Origin of the sequence: Streptomyces sp. NPDC006487 (genome assembly GCF_042870555.1) — a bacterium.
GTDB lineage: Bacteria > Actinomycetota > Actinomycetes > Streptomycetales > Streptomycetaceae > Streptomyces.
Genome location: NZ_JBIAHN010000002.1, coordinates 78,323 through 96,014, shown reverse-complemented (window position 1 = coordinate 96,014; position 17,692 = coordinate 78,323). Strand labels below are relative to the sequence as shown.

The 17,692-nt window shown below is 70.8% G+C and carries 13 protein-coding genes; 3 read left to right on the top strand and 10 right to left on the bottom strand.

All coding sequences use genetic code 11. The features are described from left to right. Positions 1-96: 96 nt before the first annotated feature. Positions 97-726, bottom strand: coding sequence for a class I SAM-dependent methyltransferase (locus ACFYM0_RS03115; protein WP_388495980.1), 630 nt, complete (start codon positions 724-726; stop codon positions 97-99). 84 nt (positions 727-810) lie between these two features. Continuing rightward, positions 811-2,805: a discoidin domain-containing protein gene (locus tag ACFYM0_RS03110; protein WP_388495979.1), complete on the bottom strand. Its 1,995-nt coding sequence runs from the start codon at positions 2,803-2,805 to the stop codon at positions 811-813. A 295-nt stretch (positions 2,806-3,100) separates the two neighbouring features. On the opposite strand from ACFYM0_RS03110, the gene ACFYM0_RS03105 reads away from it, so the two are divergent. After that, positions 3,101-3,862, top strand: coding sequence for an isocitrate lyase/phosphoenolpyruvate mutase family protein (locus ACFYM0_RS03105; RefSeq protein WP_388495977.1), 762 nt, complete (start codon positions 3,101-3,103; stop codon positions 3,860-3,862). Positions 3,863-3,920: 58 nt separating this feature from the next. On the opposite strand, the gene ACFYM0_RS03100 is transcribed toward ACFYM0_RS03105, so the two are convergent. The 7 genes from ACFYM0_RS03100 to ACFYM0_RS03070 all read right to left on the bottom strand — a co-directional run bounded on the left by ACFYM0_RS03100 (position 3,921) and on the right by ACFYM0_RS03070 (position 14,767). Further along, complete coding sequence (locus tag ACFYM0_RS03100) at positions 3,921-5,552, bottom strand: phosphodiester glycosidase family protein (protein WP_388495975.1); 1,632 nt, start codon at positions 5,550-5,552, stop codon at positions 3,921-3,923. 199 nt (positions 5,553-5,751) lie between these two features. Next, positions 5,752-6,552 carry a polysaccharide deacetylase family protein gene (locus ACFYM0_RS03095; protein ID WP_388495973.1) on the bottom strand — a complete coding sequence of 267 codons (801 nt, stop codon included), beginning with the start codon at positions 6,550-6,552 and terminating at the stop codon, positions 5,752-5,754. Between the two features lie 159 nt (positions 6,553-6,711). After that, a complete protein-coding gene (locus ACFYM0_RS03090) occupies positions 6,712-7,149 on the bottom strand; it encodes a hypothetical protein (protein WP_388495971.1) in 438 nt (145 codons plus the stop codon). A 335-nt stretch (positions 7,150-7,484) separates the two neighbouring features. Further along, positions 7,485-8,102 (bottom strand): nucleoside/nucleotide kinase family protein, encoded by a 618-nt coding sequence (locus ACFYM0_RS03085; protein WP_388495969.1) that lies wholly within the window; start codon positions 8,100-8,102, stop codon positions 7,485-7,487. Between the two features lie 136 nt (positions 8,103-8,238). Further along, the gene (locus ACFYM0_RS03080) at positions 8,239-9,267 is read right to left on the bottom strand and encodes a terpene synthase family protein (RefSeq protein WP_388495967.1); all 1,029 of its coding nucleotides are present in this window, start codon (positions 9,265-9,267) and stop codon (positions 8,239-8,241) included. A gap of 118 nt (positions 9,268-9,385) precedes the next feature. Next, positions 9,386-12,754: a S8 family serine peptidase gene (locus ACFYM0_RS03075; protein ID WP_388495966.1), complete on the bottom strand. Its 3,369-nt coding sequence runs from the start codon at positions 12,752-12,754 to the stop codon at positions 9,386-9,388. A 432-nt stretch (positions 12,755-13,186) separates the two neighbouring features. Beyond that, positions 13,187-14,767 (bottom strand): FAD-dependent monooxygenase, encoded by a 1,581-nt coding sequence (locus tag ACFYM0_RS03070; protein WP_388496724.1) that lies wholly within the window; start codon positions 14,765-14,767, stop codon positions 13,187-13,189. 101 nt (positions 14,768-14,868) lie between these two features. On the opposite strand from ACFYM0_RS03070, the gene ACFYM0_RS03065 reads away from it, so the two are divergent. Then, complete coding sequence (locus ACFYM0_RS03065) at positions 14,869-15,498, top strand: TetR/AcrR family transcriptional regulator (protein ID WP_388495964.1); 630 nt, start codon at positions 14,869-14,871, stop codon at positions 15,496-15,498. A 406-nt stretch (positions 15,499-15,904) separates the two neighbouring features. Further along, the gene (locus ACFYM0_RS03060) at positions 15,905-16,429 is read left to right on the top strand and encodes a peptidylprolyl isomerase (protein WP_388495962.1); all 525 of its coding nucleotides are present in this window, start codon (positions 15,905-15,907) and stop codon (positions 16,427-16,429) included. 698 nt (positions 16,430-17,127) lie between these two features. Here ACFYM0_RS03060 and ACFYM0_RS03055 read toward each other — a convergent pair. Then, a complete protein-coding gene (locus ACFYM0_RS03055; RefSeq protein ID WP_388495960.1) occupies positions 17,128-17,676 on the bottom strand; it encodes a hypothetical protein in 549 nt (182 codons plus the stop codon). Between the last annotated feature and the right edge of the window lie 16 nt (positions 17,677-17,692).

Below are 17,692 nucleotides of genomic sequence, written 5' to 3'. Positions count from 1 at the left end.
TCGGCGCGGGCGAACCGCAGCGCCGGACCGCAGTGCTCGGAGACCGCCCACGCGCGCTGCGCGCCCGAACCTCTGGTTCCGCGGTGAGGCTCCGGGTCACGCGGGTCGTGTCGCGTAACAGAAGAAGTGCTCCTCGGGCCCCGCGAGGGGATCCGCGGGTACGAAGGACGACGTGTGGTGGTGGAGCACCTCGAGGCCGGCCGCCGTCAGTTGCCGCAGGTGCTGCTCCGCGGACAGGCTGCTGACGGTCACCGGATGGCCCATCCACTCGATGTCCAGCCCCCGGATGTCTCCCGGGACCGTGGCCAGTACGAGGTACCCGCCCGGCGCGATCCAGGACGCCATCCGGTCGAGCGCGGCCGTGATGTCCGACTGGTCCATGACCAGGAGCGGGAAGAAGGAGCACACGGCGTCGAAGCCGACCGTATGGGGGACGTACGTGCGCACGTCGGCCTGCTCGAAACGCGCCCCCGGAACCCGGGCGCGGGCCGTCTCGACCATGGCCGCCGAAACGTCGATCCCGGTCACGGCATGCCCGGCACGGACGAGCACCTCGGCCGTGGGCCGGCCGGTTCCGCTGCCCACGTCCAGCACCTGAGCTCCGGCGGGCAGCCGCCCCACGAGCCAGTCCAGGGCCTCCGACTGCTCGGGCACGGACCCGAACAGGTCCTCGTACCGCTCACCCAGCGCGTCGAACACCTCGGCCGCGCTCTCGCGTCGGCTCATGTCCCCTCCTCGTGTAGGCAGTTGCCACGCTACCGGCCACCTCGACCCGGCGCCCAGGCTCTCCCGTTGTGGACCGCCCGGCGATCAGGCGCCGTACACCCGGAACTCGGCGACCTGGCCGGCGGGCCAGCCCGTATTGGACGTGAAGACGAGACGCAGGTGGCGGGCTGCCGTGCCTGCGGGGAGGTCCAGGGTGGTGGTGTTCCCGGTGGACGGGTCGAAGGTGCGGGCCGAGGCGCCGAGCAGTTGGCTGAAAGCGGTGCCGTCAGCGCTGCCCTGGACGGCGACGGTCTGCGTACGGGTGGCCCATGCGGTGGCCGGAGGGAGGGCGAGGACGATGCGGCGTACGCCGACGGTGTTGCCCAGGTCGACCTGGAGCCATTGGGGGAAAGCATGGTTGGCGCTCTCCCAGTACGTGTTCGCCTGGCCGTCCACGGCGTTGCCCGATCCGTAGACCTGGGTGTGGCTGCTCTCGGCGGTCGGCCGGTTCAGGGCCAGGTCGACGGTGGGGGAGCCGCCGGCGGCGGTGGTCTGGGTCACCTGCCCGGACGGCTGGGATATGGAGCCTGCCGCATCGAGGGCCTGCACGTCGAAGGTGTAGGACGTCGAGGCGTTGAGCCCGGTCACCGTGAACGTGGTGGAGCTCCCGGGGGCCGTGCCGATCGGGGTGGCGCCGGCGCCGGTGATCCGGCGGATCCGGTAACCTGTCACGCCGATGTCGTCGGTGGACGCCGTCCAGGCCAGCGTCACGGTGGTGTCGGTCACGGCGGTCGCGTGAAGGTTGCCGGGCGTCGTCGGCGCAGCCGTGTCCCCGCCGACGACCGGCGGGGTCGGGCGGACGGCGGTGAGGGGGATCTGCCCCTTCAGCATCCTGGCGCCGTCGCCCGTCAGCCGCAGGTAGTAGTCGGACGAGCAGGCGGTCCCGTCCTCGTCCAGGGCCGCGAGGCCCGATCCGGTCGGCACCCACAGCGGGGACTCGGCGGTCTTGGCGATCTGGTTGCCCTCGTTGTACTCGTCGAACATGGAGATGTACGCACTCGGGACCCCGGCCCGGCCCATGTTGTAGAACTGCCGCCACATGAAGTCGCCGTGGGCGCGCTGCCGCTCGGTCACCCCGCCGGGAAGTACGCACGGCTGGTAGTCGATGCCGTGTGCGGCGCATTCGGCGAGGTCGGGCACGGTCGCGACGTTGTAGAAGTTGTCGGCGTCCCCGGCATTGCCGATCCGGCCGACCATCCACGGCGAGAGCATGTCGAAGGCGTGATAGACCCCGGAGAAGCCGGGACGCGAGTCCCGGTCTCCCGTCCGCCACCAGGTCGGTACTCCGCCGATCACATAACAGCCCTGCTGCCTGAACCAATTGAGGACATCCAGGCAGGCGTCCGGGGTGAACGGGCGCTGGTTGTCGTTGAAGCCGAAGCCCCAGATGCACACCACGGGCCTGCCGTTCTGCCGGGCGTACGCGGGCGAGCCGGTGTGGGCGCGCATCTTGTTCACCCAGTCGGCCTTGATGTCCGTCTGCATGGACGTCCAGTCGGAAACGTCGTACATCACGTAGAACTTGACGCCCTGGGACTCGGCCGCGCTGCGCACCTTCCCCGCCATCGCATCGCGGGTCGGCCCCTCGCCGCCGGTGGGGTTGAAGCGCTGGAGTGCGGCGGTGTCGATGCCGTACTCCTTCATCCAGCGGAAGTGCACGTCGACGGTCGACTGGTCGTAGGAGGAGAACAGCGAAGCGGGCTGTCCGTTGCCCAAGTTCCCGAAAGCGGTGCGGTACGTGGTCGGATAGTCGCGGACATCGGGCCACGCCACGATGCCCCTGTTCGACGTGGACGGGGTCTGGCCCCAGTTCTGGGCCCAGTGCCACCAGCCATTGACGGGGGCGCCGTCGCCGGCGCACGCGAACCAGCCCTGGTACCCCACGGTGACCTTGCCGACGACATCGCCGGGCGCACTCGCCGCGCGTGCGCCGTCGGCGAGCGCGGTCTGGGAGGCTCCGAGGACTCCGGCAACTCCGGTGACTCCGGTAACCCCGGCGGCGGTAACGGCCTGTAGAACCGCGCGACGCGTGACACCCATCTGGATCTCCTCCGACTGTTCGTCGCATCCGCTGCCGCGGGGGTGGTTCGGCGCGAGGGGCGTCGGCAGCGCTGACGCGGGAGAGCGTATGGAGCTGTGCACAGGGATGCAATAGAAAGGAATTCATTCGCAAAAACCGAGAAGAGTCACGCAAGGCAACGGCAGTCGAGGTCGCTACCGCCAAGGCGGCACCTTCCGGGGGGCCCGGCTACGCCAACGTCTGACACCGGCGCCCCGAAGGCCCGCGGACCCGCAGTCGTGCTGTGCGTGGCGGTGCGGGAGTAGCGTTCTCGGCATGGACCTTCGCACCACAGTCGAGCGCGCTCGACGCCTCAAGCAACTGCACGCCGAGTACACGCCGCTGGTACTGCCGACCGTCTGGGACGTCTGGTCCGCGAGGACGGCAGCCGACGCCGGATTCCCCGCGCTGACGGTCGGCAGTCATCCGCTCGCCGCCTCCCGGGGAGCGGAGGACCAGGAGGGGCAGACCTTCGAGGAGGTGCTCGCCGCCGTCCGGCCCATCATCGCGGCCGTCGACGTCCCCGTCTCGGTGGACCTGGAGGCAGGGTACGGACAGGAGCCCGCGGATCTCATCGCCGGACTCATCGAGGTCGGCGGCGCCGGCCTCAACATCGAGGACACCGTCCACTCGGACGGCGGACGTCTACGCGGCACACAGGAACACGCACGCTACGTCGCCGGCCTGCGGGCGGCTGCTGACGACGCCGGGATCCCGGTCTGGGTCAACGGGCGCACCGACGTCTTCGCGCACGCGCAGGACCCCGGAGCCGTCCTCCACGAGGCGATCGAGCGACTGCGGGCGCTGGAGCACGCCGGTGCCGACAGCGTCTACCCGGTGCGCATTCAGGACGACGACGAACTGCTCGAGGCGGTGACCGGTGCCGTCGCCATTCCCGTGAACTCCACGGCCCACCCCGTCAAGCACGACCTTGAGCGCTTTCGCCGCCTGGGTGTCAGGCGGATCACCTATGGTCCGCTGCTGCAACTTGCGATGACGGATGCGATGAAGGACATGCTCGGGCCGTGGACACCCTGAACTGAACTGAGGTCCACGAGAAGACCCGGGGTTGCCCGGGGCGCCGCTCGCCCCCTCGTCAGCGGCCGGTTGCAGTCCGGTGCAGCAGCAGGACGTTGCCGAGTGACCTGGGACCCGTCGCGTCCGAGGGGCGGTTGACGATGCCCGACCCGGCGGTGACCATCACGCTCGATCCACCGCCGTCGAGGTTCAACGCCTCCCGGGCGCCCAGGGACTTCATCAGTCTCGCGGCAGCGGCCACGCCCAGGCCCTCGCTCCATCCGGCCCGGCGCCCGTCCACGACGACCAGCAGCAGCCGGCCCTGACCGTCGACGCCGATCATGGAGCGCGGGTTGCCGCGGACCACCCAGTTGTAGGTGAAGGTCTGGTCGTCCCCCTCGCGGATGATGCCGTCGGCGAGGGCATTCACCGCGATCCGCCCGTCCCGGACCAGCGTCGGGCCGATCTGGAGGATCGTGGTGTCCGGAGTGAGCGGGACGTCGTGTCCGGCGCCGTCCATGACGCGCTGGGTGATTCCCAGCCGGGCTCCGGGGCGCGCGTGTGAGACCAGCCATTCGGCGCTCGCGCCGATCGCCTGGAGGGTCGAGCCACCCGCGGGCGGCTTGGCCCCGCGCGTGCGGTGCACCGCCGTCACCCGGTCGTCGCGGTCCAGGACCACCTCGGCGCCCGCTCCGGTCGGCGGGGTGCTCCATTCGGGGGTGAAGCGGACGAGCTCGCTCTCGTCGGTGCACTTGAAGTCGTGCTGCGGGTGCTGGGTGGGCTGGTCTCCGCCGACGCCTCCGCAGTTCCAGATCTCGCCGGGGATCCGGTTGACGCCGTCGATCTCCCTCGTCGAGCCGCCCGCCCTGACCGTGATCCGCGTGGTGTACGTGTCGACGTCCAGTTGCCGCCCGCCATTCGTGATCCTGAAGCCCCCGCGGCCCTGAGTCGCCGCGCCCAGCAGCCGGCCGTCCTTGACGTACAGGCCGAGCGGCGCGCCGGCCCCGAACCACTGGGCATTCGTGCCCGCGAGCGCCCCGGCGGCGGCCGCCAGATCGGGCAGCTTCTCGGGCACGTCGATGCTCGGCCCGAAGTCACTGGCCAGGCGGCCGGTGAACCGCTTGAAGTCCACCTCCAGGACGAACACCCGCTGGAGGGCGTCGCCGTCCGTACCGTCCTGCGCCGTGTACCGCGTGTCCCCGGCGAAACCGGCCGCCCGGACCTGGGCGAGCGCCGCCGTCGCCGCGCTCTGGTCGGCGTACCGGCCGATCCGCACGGTCCACCCCAGGGTGCCGGCCGGGTGGTCGGCGAAGGCGGGGATGAGGACTCGTTCCACCCGGGGTCGGAGCCCCTTGGCCCGCAGGGCCGCGGCCAGCCGGTCGGCGCGCTCCTGGGGGCCGAGGGCCGCGGTGGCTCGGCTGTAGGGGAGGTCGGCGGTCAAGGGCTGGTTCACGTGGACGGTCCAGACGTCGTCGGCGTCCGTCCGGCCGAGGACGATCGAGGTCTGGATCACCCCGGGGGCGATCACGGTGGACTGCTTCGACTCGGGGAGGGGGAGCGTGGTGGGTTCGGGAGCGGCGCCTTGCACCGGGCGCGGGGCCGAGGCCGGCCGTTCGACCGCTCCGGTTTCCGGTGCCGAACCGAGAGCGGCGAGCGCGCAGACGGCGAGGACGGCAACGGACGACACGGCGAGGTGCGATGGCTGACGCATACGGCTCTCCCTGAAGGTGAGGTGGTGCGTCCGTCCAGTGCAGGAGCGTCATGTGGCGGGTGGCGCAACACAGCCCGGTGCGCGCGTGAACTCCCCGCGAACGAGGCAGGGGAAGGAGCGGCAGGAAGGCGTGCGGGACGCGGACGATGCCCACGACGTTGGTGGCGAACCGCGGTGATGCTCTGGGGGAGGAGCGCGTTCAGGGGCGGTACACCTTGCCCGGTTCGGGGTGGGCGGGCGAGAGGAGTTGGGAGACGGTCACGAAGGTGTACCCGCGGTCGCGGAGTTCGCTGACGATGCCGGGGACGGCGGGGATGGTCCCGGCGTAGCGCTCGTGGAGCAGGATGATCCCGTCCCGCTCGGTCTGGTCGAGGACCCGCTGCTTGATGAGTGCGCTGTCGGTGGTCGCGTAGTCCTTGGCGGTGACGCTCCACAGGATCTGGGCCAGGCCGAGTTCCTTCATCACCTTCTTCACCTCGTCATTGGTGGCGCCACCCGGGGGCCGCATGAGGGTGGGTGCACGGCCCGTCGCCTTCTCTATGTCCCTCTGGACAGGCTCGATCTCGGCGCGTATTTCGTCAGGGGTGAGTTCTGTGAGGTTCTCGTGCGACCAGGTGTGGTTCGCTATTTCGTGGCCTTCGTCGGCCATGCGGCGCACGATGTCGGGGTAGGTGTCGGTGTGACCTTTTCCCTGGAGGAAGAAGGTGGCCGGAACGCCGTCCCGTTTCAGGAAATCGAGCAGGTGGGGCGTCGGCTCGCTCGGGCCGCCGTCGAAGGTGAGGGCCACGCACTTGGCGACACCGCAGTCCACCGGGCCGGACGTGTGTCCTGAGCCGGGCTTGTCGGGGGAGCGGGCTGCCTCGGCGCGGACGGCTGCCGGTGAGACGACCCCGTTCAGCGTGGAGCAGCCGGTGAGAGTCGTCACCAGCAGCGCGGCCGCAGTCAGGACGATTCGCCGGGAGAAGCCGTCACGCACATGGTTATTGAAAGAGCGATTCATGATGTGAAACCCTGGATTGGTCATGGGAGATGGATCGGCGGACGCCTCCGCAGTGAGCAACGCCCGCACGGAGGGACACCGGGCAGCCTTGACGAACTCCCAGGGCACCTACCGGATATGCGGACACGCTGCCGGACCTGAGGGACGCAAAGAAAACTGCTATTTCAGGTATGTGTCGAAGAACGCGGTCGCGTAGCGGATCGCGGTCTGGCGTTGCTCGGTGGGCCCCAGCCGCTGGGGTGCGCCCGTCCCGTTCGTGCTCGCGCACCGGCCGCCCGGACGGGTCCGCTTCTCGACGGCGACATCGTCCGTCGCGAAGGCCGGTCCGGTGCCGGGGGTCCAGACCGTGTTGAAGAAGTTGCGGTTGCCACCGGGCACGTCGTGGCGTCCGACCTTCGGGTTCCCGACGGCCATCGCGAGGGGGACCTCGAAGTCGTACGTGAGCCGGGCCGAGCGGGCCGTGCCGTCCTGCGTGGACCCCCGGGCCGAGCCGACGACCTCGGGCTGGGCGCTGCCGCGGGCGGCCCCCAGGGCGACCGCGGCGACGGCTGTCACGGGCAGGCCGCAGCGGCGCAGGGAGCGAGGGGGCATACGCATCGACAAGGAGGTCCTTCGGGGCGCGGATCTCGGGCTGGGACGGCCGCTCGGATCCGTGGGTACCGCGGCGACCTCTCGAAGGTATGCACCGTGATCATCAGGTATGTATCAATCGATACGCATATGCGTATCAATGGCATCAGTGGGAACGAGACCGGCCCGGCAGACCGGATTCCGCCCCGGGCAGGGCCTCTACGCCCGGCCTCGCTCCGCGTGGGGCGGCTCCGCCTGCCGGGCGCGTCGACGCCGAGCACCGGCCGGGTCATCGGGGCCCGGCTGATCATGAGTCCGGGGGGCCGCGAGGCGCCCTGGGCCGGATCGCCGTGCCACGATCGTCAGCCGGCGCCGATGACGAGGTCGGCGCGGTGGCGGCCGCGTGCGACGAGGAGGGCGTTGGGCTCGTCCGAGCCAACGACCCAGGCGCGGGCCGACTCCGGGTCCTTGCCGTGGCGGACGTGCCGGTCGATGAGGCGCCGCACGCGCAGGCTCTCGTCCGGTGCCACGTACCAGGCCTGGTCCAGGAGCGACCTTACGGGTGCCCATTCCGGAGCGTCGTGCAGGAGGTAGTTCCCCTCGGTGATCACCAGGGGCACGCCCGGGTCGACGGGGATGCTCCCCGCGATCGGCTCCTCGAGGGAGCGGTCGAAGGCCGGTGCGTAGACGGTGCGTTCGCCGGGTGCCCGCAGCCTGCGGAGCAGGCACAGGTATCCGGCACTGTCGAACGTGTCCGGGGCGCCCTTGCGCTCTGCCCGCCCGAGCCTGTCCAGCTCGCCCTGCGCGAGGTGGAACCCGTCCATGGGCACCACCACGGCGCGCTCCGGCCCGAGCGCGTCCGCGATCAGCGCCGCCATGGTCGACTTCCCCGCACCGGGAGGCCCGGCGATGCCCAGGATCCGGCGGGCGCCCTGGTCGGCGAGTCCGGCCGCCCGCGCGATCAGCTCCGATGTCTGCACCCGGACATCCTGCCCGAGTACCGGTCAAAGGAGTCCGTCGGACCGGTCCCCGGCGGCCAGGTCTCCGTCGGCAAGGTACCCGCGCGGCCTGTCGGGGTGCGGCCTTGTGACTGCCCGATGCTGTCGCCGGGACCGGCTACGGCGGTCCCGATCGCCCTCCGGTCACCTGCAGTTCCCCGCCGGTGAACACGCCCTGGAATCCGTCTCCGTGGAAGCGTGGCGAAGTCTGGTGGTAGCGCAGGTTGCCCGCGCTGATGTCCTCCAGACGGTCGCAGTACTCGTCCGCTCCTGGTGTGAGGGCCCAGCGCGAGCGGAGCGCGACGTACCGGCGTTCCGTCTCCTCGATCGTCTCGACGAGTCTGTTCAGGGCTTCCTGTATGCCCAGGCCGTACAGGTGTTGCAGCACGGAGACGGCCTGAACGTGCGCCTTCTTCCCGTTCCTGTCGTCCCATTCCTTCCGGAACGAGTACAGGTCGTTGACGAGGCAGCAGTGATGTGCGGTCAGCCGGTCGAGTTGCCCCCGCTCGGCCGATTCCCACTCCTCCGCGGTAAGGCTCCGCTCCAGCAGCGCGGGAAGGGTCGCGGTGAACAGCGGAACGCCGAAGTTGATGTGCCGGTACTCCAAGTACTCGCCCCACCCCATCCGGGGCGAGCGGATCACGTGGTCTTCCTGGAACTGCGCTTGCGCCATGTACGCGATGCGCCGCAGGAAGTACCGGGCCAGCGACTCCGGGAGCGTCTCGGCGATCGCCATGGCCGCAGTCAGGTTGTACCGGGGCAGTCCGTCGCCCCAGTCGCCGGCGGCGAACACGTCATCGGCGTGCGACTGCCGGAAGAGCAGCGCGACCGTGCGTTCCCACAGCCGTTCGGCGCTGCCGGCGCCGCTCGTCTCGTACAGGGCCTCCTGCTTGTTCTCGATGACCGTGTACAGCGCGTTGAAGCGGCACCAACGGGTCAGCAGATCGGGGTCCGCGTCGGGGAAGCACAGTGCTGCCCATGTGGTGTAGTTGTCGGCTTGCACCGGCGCCGGCACCCGCGGGTCGTCGCTGAACAGCCCGAATGCCCACGCGTTCGCGTCGGCGTCCATCTCGGCGGAGTGGTGTGGGTTGATGCGCCAGCGAAAGCCGGTACGCACCGGGGGAATGGTGAACGTCTGGGTTCTCATGGCCCTCACTCTTGAGGCTCGTCTCCACCCGGAAGCTTCCCTGCGCGGCGCACTGGCAGTCGTCATGACGGACCCGGAGGCGAGCGCCTCCGGGTCCGTCTCGCCGTGTGGGGACAGGTCAGTCGGTCAGGTACGCGCGCAGGACCGTGACTTCGGACTTGTTGCCCGCGGTGTCCACCACGGTGCCGCGCAGGGAGGCGTGGCCGCCCGACGGCGGGGTCTGCATGGTGACCGCCCCGTCCTGGACCGGCAGGGTCTGCCAGGTGTAGCCGTCGTCGTAGGAGACGGACACCGTCAGGGACTTCAGTCCCTTGCCGGCGGCCGGGCCCTGGACGGTGACGGGGACGCGGAACGGGTGGCCCCCGTTGACGGTCCCGTCCAGACGTGTCGCGGGAGCGAACCGGACGACGGAGGCGGGCAGTTGGGTCGGGGTGCCGGTCGCAGTGGTGCCGGAGCGGAACCACCAGGTCGCGGTCACCTTGGACGAGGTGCGGCTGACGGTCTCGGACTGGGTGGAAGAGGCCACCAGCTTGTAGGAGGCCTCACCGGACGCGACCGCGAAGGGCTTGGCGTCGCGGAGTTCGGCTGCCTGGTTGCCGACGACGACCCCGTTGCGGTAGAGCACGGTCTTGCCCTTGGCGTGGAAGCCGGTGCCGTCGTGCCCGGCGCCGTCCGCGAGCAGCGGCAGCGTGCCCCACATCCGGTCGCCCTTGCGGTAGAGGCCGAGACCCGCCGCGGTGTCGACCCGGGGCCCGGCGGCGGCGGTGTTGAACCGTTCCCGGTAGGTGCGGCCGCCCGCGAAGGCGCGGTCGACGGCGTACGAGGTCTCCGCGACTTGATTGCCGTTCCCGTCGACGCCGAACTGGGAGGCGGACAAGGCCCACTTCACGCCGTCGACCGAGGAAAGGTGCAGCGTCACCGTGTTCGGCAGGAGCCGCGGCTGCCACATGGAGCTCGGGCCGTTGTTGCCCGGAAGCCGGCCGACCGCTCGTACGACGCCTTCCTTGTCAGGGGCCGAGGAGCCGTGGTCGACCGTCACGGTGGCCAGGTCGGAGGCCTTCAGATGCCGGGTGTAGCCGGTGGCCAGAGTGCGCACCGGGCCGCCGAGCGTGGTGTGGTACTCCTCGGTTTCGGACACCGCGTGCTTGTCCCACCGCTGGGTCAGAGTGCTTCCGGAGACCGGCTCGGGCCCCTGGCCGTGGGTGCGCAGAGGGATTCCGGAGTAGAGCCACCATCCGAAGGTGTAGCCGACACCACCGACGCGCAACTCGTAGCTGGGGGTGATGAACCCGGTGACGGGCGCGTCCGAGGGCACCGTGATGTCCACCGGCTTGGTGGTGCGGGCGTCGACCGTGACCGTGGTGTTGCGGGTGATGTCGAGGCGGGGCTGGGAGATCCAGTCGAGGCCCTTCTCGCTGTTCTCCGGGTCGGCCACGAGCTGCGAGTCGAGCATGTAGCTGCCCTTGGGAACGCGGATGGTCTGGGATTCGGAGCCCTCGTGGTTGCCGAAGCTCCTGCCGGTTGCCAACCCGCTCACGCCCTGGAGGCTGCTGAAGTAGCCGGCCGGCCGCTTGCCGTCCAAGCCGATGTGGCGGATGGTCAGCGCGTACGACTCGACCTCGCGGTCGGCGACGATCGCCGTACGGACGCTCTGCCCGGCCGCGGTCGCGACCGCGTGCCCGGTGTACCGGCCGTTGACGGAGCCGCCGAGCCGGGTGTTCAGGGTGAGGTCCACCGACGCGGTCTTCCCCGCGGGGACGGTGACGCTCGGTCGGGCGAAGGCGAGGAAACCGGCCGGGGCGGGCTTCCCGTCGGGGCCGGTGGCCGTGGCGGACAGCTTCAGGGTGACCGGAGCGGTGCCCAGGTTGCGGTAGGTGACCTTGCGGGTGACGAGGGGGTCGTCCTCGTGCGGCCACAGCGCGTTGGCGAAGGCCAGCGCGAGGGGTTCGGCGACCACGGACTGGCCGAGCGCCTGGTCGACCGAGATGCGGCCGGTGCCCTGCTGGAAGGCGTTGTAGGGGCCGGGCTTGGCGGAGCCCGTGAGGATGCCCTTGATCTGGGCACCGGTCCACTTCGGGTGCTGCTGCTTGAGCAGGGCGGCGGCGCCGGCCGCGTGCGGCGTGGCCATGGAGGTGCCCGAGAGGGTGAGGTAGCCCGCCGGGTTCTGGCCGACCTGGCGTTCGATGGCGCTGCCCACGGCGGCGGCCGCGGTGATGCCCACGCCCGGGGCCGTGACATCGGGTTTGACCGCGCCGTCGCCGGCGCGGGGGCCGGTGCCGGAGAAGTCGGCGAGGACGTCGGCCTTGTCGACGGCGCCCACGGTGAGGGCGGCGTCGGCGCTGCCGGGGGAGTCGATCGTTCCCGGCCCGGACTTCCCGTCATTTCCGGCGGCGATGGCGAAGAGGACGCCCTTGTCGGCGGAGAGCTGGTTCACGGCGGCTTCGACCGGGTCGATCTCGGGAGCGTCGGGCCCGCCGAGGCTCAGGTTGACGACCTGGGCGCCCTGCGCGACGGCCCACTCGATGCCGGCCAGGATGCCGGAGTCGCTGCCGTAGCCTTCGTCGCCCAACACCTTGCCGTTGAGCAGCTTGGCTCCCGGCGCGACGCCCTTGTACTTCCCTCCCGACTTGGCCCCCGTACCGGCGGCGATGGAAGCGACGTGGGTGCCATGGCCGTAGCGGTCCGCGGTGCTGCCGGATTCGGAGAAGTCCGCCGCGGCGACGACCCGGCCGGCGAGGTCGGGGTGGCCCGTGTCGATGCCGGTGTCGAGGATGGCGATCTTCACGCCGCTGCCGTCGTAGCCGGCGGCCCAGGCCTTGTCGGCGCCGATCTGGCGCGTGCTCTTGTCCAGGCTGGCGGCGCGGATGCCGTCGAGCCAGACGGAGGCGATGCCGGAGGGGGCCGCCAGAGTGGCGGCGCCGCCCTGCCGCCCGGTGAGCCCGTCCCAGAGCGCGGTGGCACGCGCCGGGGTGGCCGTCACGGCCTCGGCGTTGAGCAGGCCGTACGTACGATCCACGCGCAGGCCGCCCGCGGAGCGCAGGGCCGACTTGGCGGCCTGCGCGGAGCCGTCGTAGCGGATGATCAGCTTCAGCTGGTCACCGCGGGCCTTGCGGTACTCGGGGCGGGCGAGTTCGGTGAGGTCGAAGAGGCGGGGATCGAGCCGGCCGGACTCGATCAGGTGTCGGGCGTCGAGCGGGACGAGGCTGCTGCCGCCTTTGTCCCGGCGGACCGACACGGGTATCTTCTCCCGGCCCTTGGCCGGGGCGAAGCCGACCGGGCGGCCTTCGGGGTCCACGGTGACCTGGTCCCCTGTGATGAGGGTCAGTTGGGTGAACCCCTGTCCGGCGGGCTGTTGACCCGCTTGGACGTCCGAGCGGCCGGTCATGGGTGCGGCGGCAACGGGTGTGGTCAGACCTGCCGCGAGGGCGAGGGCGGCGACGGCTGCCGAGGCGGCCGCTCCCGATCTCCGAATACGAGGTGTACGCACGTCAATTCCCCCCTGAAAGGCGAGCGATCACCGACGGGAAGGCGGCACCGTGGTGTCCTCGGAGTATCGCCGGGGGCTGTTGACCGATCCATGACCGTTTCGCAACGGTTGGCGGAGGGCGGGAGTCCGCCGGGCCGGCCCGCGTAACTTCCGCGGGCCGGCGTCCTCCGTCGTCCTCGTGGGCGGATCCGGCCGCGGGGACGAAGGCCACCCGCAGCCGATGGTGACGCATGCGCGGCATCGCCCGCTGTATCGCCCGCCAGGGCATCGAGAGAGCTCCCCGCGACCGGGCCGGCACCGCTGGTCCATCCAGCACACCATCCCGGCTGATCCGGATCGCCCGCTCCGGATCGGCCGCGCGGCTTTGCGGTGCCTCCTGGCCCGCGGCAGGACCGACCCGGTCTGGGGCGTCAACCAGCGCCTCAAGGGCCGTCAGCCCCTGGCGGGTTCAGGGGCCCCGAACCACCGCTTCAGGGAAGCGGCGAGGCCCTGCGCCGCGTCCGCACGGTTGTCGGCCGCTTCTGCCGCCCAGGCCGTGCAGCCGTCGGGCCGCACGAGCAGGCCCGCGGGCGCGGTACGGGCCGGGCAGGTGGTGGAAACCACCCGGACCCGGTCTTCGTACCCCTCGGCCACCACCCTGAGCTCCGCGTCGTCCACGAGATCCAGGAGCAGGGCGCGTCCGTCGTGCATCAGGTCCGCGAGGCGGCGCCCGTCGGCGAGTGCGAGGTCGGGGGCGCTGCGACCCACCCACGGGTGGCTGCCGGGAAGGTCGTACCGCTGGCACACCCCAGAGATCTTCTTGACGAAGTAGGCGGTGCCCGCGACGGTCCCGGTCAGCTCGGTGACGACATCGAGCAAGGCCCGGGACGAGGGTTCCGGCCGCATCAGCGCGATCTGCGCCCTGGTCCATTCGAGCACCCAGGCCCCGATCGGGTGCCGTTCTGCGGTGTACGAGTCCAGGAGTCCTTCGGGTGCCTGGCCGCGCACCACGGCGGCGAGCTTCCAGCCGAGGTTCACCGCGTCCCCGATGCCGAGGTTCAGCCCCTGACCGCCGAACGGCGAGTGGACGTGCGCCGCGTCCCCCGCGAGCAGCACCCGGCCGGCCCGGTAGTCGGCCGCCTGGCGTGCGTTGTCGGTGAAGCGGGTGGCGGTGTGCACCGCGGTGACGGCGAGGTCCGCCACCCCGGTGACATGCCGCAGGCTCGTCTGCAACTCCTCGGCGGTGACGGGTGCCTCGCGGTCGGCGGGCGGGCCGTCGAACTCGACCGTGAGGACGCGGCCGGGAGTCGGCCCGTAGACGTACGTCCCGGTGCCGGTGTGGTTCCAGCCGGGCTTCAGGTCTTCGGCACCGGTCAGGGATACGACGGCCTGATGGCCGGTGATCTGCGGATCGGTTCCGGGGAAGGCGAAGCCCGCGAGCTTGCGCACCGTACTGCGGCCGCCGTCGCAACCGACGAGCCAGCCGGCGCGTACGGTCCGGTCGGGGCCGCCTCCCACCGGGGCGGTGCGGACCTCGACCCCGTCGTCCCGGGCGTCGAAGCCCGTGAGCTCCACGCCCCGGAGCACATCCACTCCAAGCTGCGTGGCGCGTTCGGCGAGGAGCAGCTCGACGTCCTGCTGGGGTACGAGGCTCACGTCACCGGCGGGCCCGGCATGAGCGAAGTCCGGGTCGGCCTTGTCCAGCAGGTTGCCGTTCAGCATGACCCCTCCGAAGTGACCGGCGAACTTGAGCGGTGTGCGCGGGGGCCGCCCGTCTGGCGCGTCGTCCGGCTGGCTACGCGTGAACGCCTGGAACCGTTCGAACGCGCGCTGCTGGACTTCGGCCATCGCGGGCAGCAGCCCGCGCCGGTAGAAGGCCTCGGCGGTGGGCGTGTTGACCGCCCCCGCCTTGATCGTCGGGTCCACGTGGATATGGCGCTCCAGGACCACCACGCGGGCCCCGCCGAGCCGGAGTTCGCAGGCCAGCATCAGTCCGACAGGGCCGCCGCCGACCACCACCACGTCCACGTCCATATCCACGTCCCTGTCCCTGTCCCTGTCCCTGTCCAGCGCGAAGTCCGAGTTCACATACTCACTATAGTCACTAAAAGTTTGTAGTTGCTATAGTCATTTCCATGAGTCAAGGAAGCAACGCGAAGGAAGCGCCGGTCTCCCTGCGCGAGTCGAAGAAGCGCGAGACCCGACAGCGCATCTCGGACGAGGCGACCATGCTGTTCGCGGCGCGGGGCTTCGACCACGTGACCGTGGCCGAGGTGGCCAAAGCCGCGCACGTCTCGACGATGACGGTCTTCAACCACTTTCCGCGCAAGGAGGACCTCTTCCTCGACCGGATCCCCGAAGCCGTCGAACTGTTTTCCGCAGCGGTGAGGGACCGCGGGCAGGGCGCGTCCCCGCTCACCGGCCTGCGCGCGCTGCTCCTCCGGCTCCTCGACGAGCGCCACCCGCTGGCGGCCGTGGGCGACACCTTCCCGCATTTCTGGCGGATCGTGCTCGACTCCCCGGCACTGCGGGCGCGGGCGCGCGAAGGCGTGGAGGAGGTGGAGAACGCGCTGGCCGACGCGATCGGCGGCCCCAACGCCCGCCTGGCGGCTGCTCTGACCGTCGCCGCGTACCGGACCGCCTATGTCACCACCGCCGGTCGGCAGCTCGACGGGGAGCATGCGGCGGACGTGGCCGAAGACCACCGCACGCTGGTGAACGCGGCGTTCGACGCCCTGGAGCGAGCCCTTCACCCCGGCCCCTGAGCTCGCACTGGGCTGACGTCTGGAGCCTGCGGTGCAGCCGGCGCCTGCAGCGCCAGTGGCTCCGTCGAGCAGGGACGTCAGCTGGAGGACGAGGACCTCGGGGTCGGCCGCGCCGGCCTCCTGCCGTTGACCATTCCCGCGGACCGGACCACGCCCTAGACTGCGACCGCTCCAAAACCTGGAGATCATCGGGAGGGCGTGCAAGATGAAACGAGCACTGATCAGCGCATTCGCGGCCGTAGCGTTAGTCGTGTCCGGGGGGAGCGTCGCCACCGCTTCCGACGGCGCTCCGCCGCGCACCACGCACGGCCCTTGCCAGTACACCCAGACCCCGGACGAGCCGCCGGCGCGCCGTGTTCCGCTGCCGCCCGACCCACGGCGCACCCCCAGTCGTGGCACGGTTGACATGGCCGTTCCGACCAGCCAGGGCCCGCTCCCGCTGCAGTTGGACCGGGCCAAGGCGCCGTGCACGGTCCAGAGTTTCCTGCACCTGGCACGGCACGGGTTCTACGACCGTACGGTGTGCCACCGCCTGACGGCGTACCCGACGCTGAAGGTCCTGCAGTGCGGAGACCCGACCGGGACCGGTGAGGGCGGGCCCGGGTACAAGTACAAGGACGAGCTGCCGGTGGACCTGCCGCCGGCACCGACCGATCCGACCGGCGCGCGCCGCCTCTACGGGCGCGGCCTGCTGGCGATGGCCAACGCCGGTCCGGACACGAACGGTTCACAGTTCTTCGTCGTTTACGGCGATTCCGCGCTGCGACCGAACTACACGGTGTTCGGCACGGTCGGCGCCGACGGCCTGACGACACTCGACGAAGTCGCCGCCGGAGGCATCGAACCGACCGCGGAGGACCCGGCACCGGTCGACGGCGCACCCGTGCTGCGGACCGAACTGCTCCGCGTCCGGCCGTCCTGGCGGCACTGACGCACCGCGGCGTGGCCACGTCCTCGATGAGCGTGCTTGGCGTCCGTGGCCACCCCAGGCGGACTACACCGGCGGATCTCGGCGTCGAACTGTGGAATCGTGCCCCGATGCCTCAGCGTCGGGGCGCTCCGGCTGCTGGCCCACTGGCAGGCAGACGCCCAGCAGGTGCAGGCCCGCAACGACTGCCGTCATGTACGACCGGCGGGAGGCCGGCCTGGTGGGCCGTCTCCAGGGTGCCGAGGCCGCGGGAGGCGTATGTGGCGTGGACGCTGGCCGCCGTCGCGCCACGCGTATTCGGATTGCGCGCGCGGGTCCAGCGAGGGCACGAGCACCAGCACGCGGCCTGCATGGAGCTCTTCCGTGCAGATTCCGGCGGGCCCGGACGCGTTGTGATCGCCGCGTTCGAACAGGAAGAACTGGCCGGTCTTGCAGCGAGGTGGCATCGGCCGCCCTGGACGTAGTCCAGTACGTTTATGACCTCAAGCCGCTGACGCAGGAAGTCGTCTCGGCTTTGAACCCCACGGTTCGGCTTGCGGACCTCGCCGACGACATCACCCGGATCGGCTATCCGGTGTAGCTGCAGGTCGTGTTCTAGAAGTTGCTGGTGTGCTGGTTGGTGTCCTGTGCGGCTGGAGACTGCACCTTTCGGCGGCCGCGTCCCGTCGCGCACCGTATCCCGCTCTACGAATCCGCAGCCGTCATCGCAGCGGCGCGTCCGCGGGGAGGCCGAAGTGCCGGCGGGCGGCGACCGCGGGATCCGCCCACTTGGTGCCCATCAGGCGGTACACCTCTTCCATGGCCTGCTTCGACCAGCGCTTCTTCCAGGCCTCCGGTTCGTGGCCCTCCGGGTATTCTTCGCTCGCACGGACCCGGGGGCCGTCCAGCTCTATGAGCCACTGGCCCACCTGACCGGACATCCCCTCCACCAGTTCCATACCCACGCGCTCAAACGTCGTGCAGTCGGCGAGCACCCCGACGCTCGACACGCCCTTCGCCGGCATCGGGGTGACCTCGATGATCCGCACGTCGCAGAAATAGCGGAGCTCCCACCCCGGATGCTCGCCGTAGCGCACCGGAAGGCCACTTCGACGGTTCAGGGTCGCGGCCAGAGATTCCTGGATCACTGGCTGCATCGTGCGCACGAACTCCGGGTCCAGGGGTTGGAGCGGCGGTGTCGGCTCCTCGCATCCAGTCGACGCCAGCGCCAGCGCCAGCACCGCCCCCCAGAGTCCCGATCTTCGTCTCATTCCCCTCCAGACGCGC

Excerpts from the sequence above, each read along its gene's own strand:
- ACFYM0_RS03115 (WP_388495980.1), bottom strand. The coding sequence starts at position 726 with ATGAGCCGACGCGAGAGCGCGGCCGAGGTGTTCGACGCGCTGGGTGAG.
- ACFYM0_RS03110 (WP_388495979.1), bottom strand. The coding sequence starts at position 2,805 with ATGGGTGTCACGCGTCGCGCGGTTCTACAGGCCGTTACCGCCGCCGGG.
- ACFYM0_RS03105 (WP_388495977.1), top strand. The coding sequence starts at position 3,101 with ATGGACCTTCGCACCACAGTCGAGCGCGCTCGACGCCTCAAGCAACTG.
- ACFYM0_RS03100 (WP_388495975.1), bottom strand. The coding sequence starts at position 5,552 with ATGCGTCAGCCATCGCACCTCGCCGTGTCGTCCGTTGCCGTCCTCGCC.
- ACFYM0_RS03095 (WP_388495973.1), bottom strand. The coding sequence starts at position 6,552 with ATGAATCGCTCTTTCAATAACCATGTGCGTGACGGCTTCTCCCGGCGA.
- ACFYM0_RS03090 (WP_388495971.1), bottom strand. The coding sequence starts at position 7,149 with ATGCGTATGCCCCCTCGCTCCCTGCGCCGCTGCGGCCTGCCCGTGACA.
- ACFYM0_RS03080 (WP_388495967.1), bottom strand. The coding sequence starts at position 9,267 with ATGAGAACCCAGACGTTCACCATTCCCCCGGTGCGTACCGGCTTTCGC.
- ACFYM0_RS03070 (WP_388496724.1), bottom strand. The coding sequence starts at position 14,767 with ATGGACGTGGACGTGGTGGTGGTCGGCGGCGGCCCTGTCGGACTGATG.
- ACFYM0_RS03065 (WP_388495964.1), top strand. The coding sequence starts at position 14,869 with ATGAGTCAAGGAAGCAACGCGAAGGAAGCGCCGGTCTCCCTGCGCGAG.
- ACFYM0_RS03060 (WP_388495962.1), top strand. The coding sequence starts at position 15,905 with ATGGCCGTTCCGACCAGCCAGGGCCCGCTCCCGCTGCAGTTGGACCGG.
- ACFYM0_RS03055 (WP_388495960.1), bottom strand. The coding sequence starts at position 17,676 with ATGAGACGAAGATCGGGACTCTGGGGGGCGGTGCTGGCGCTGGCGCTG.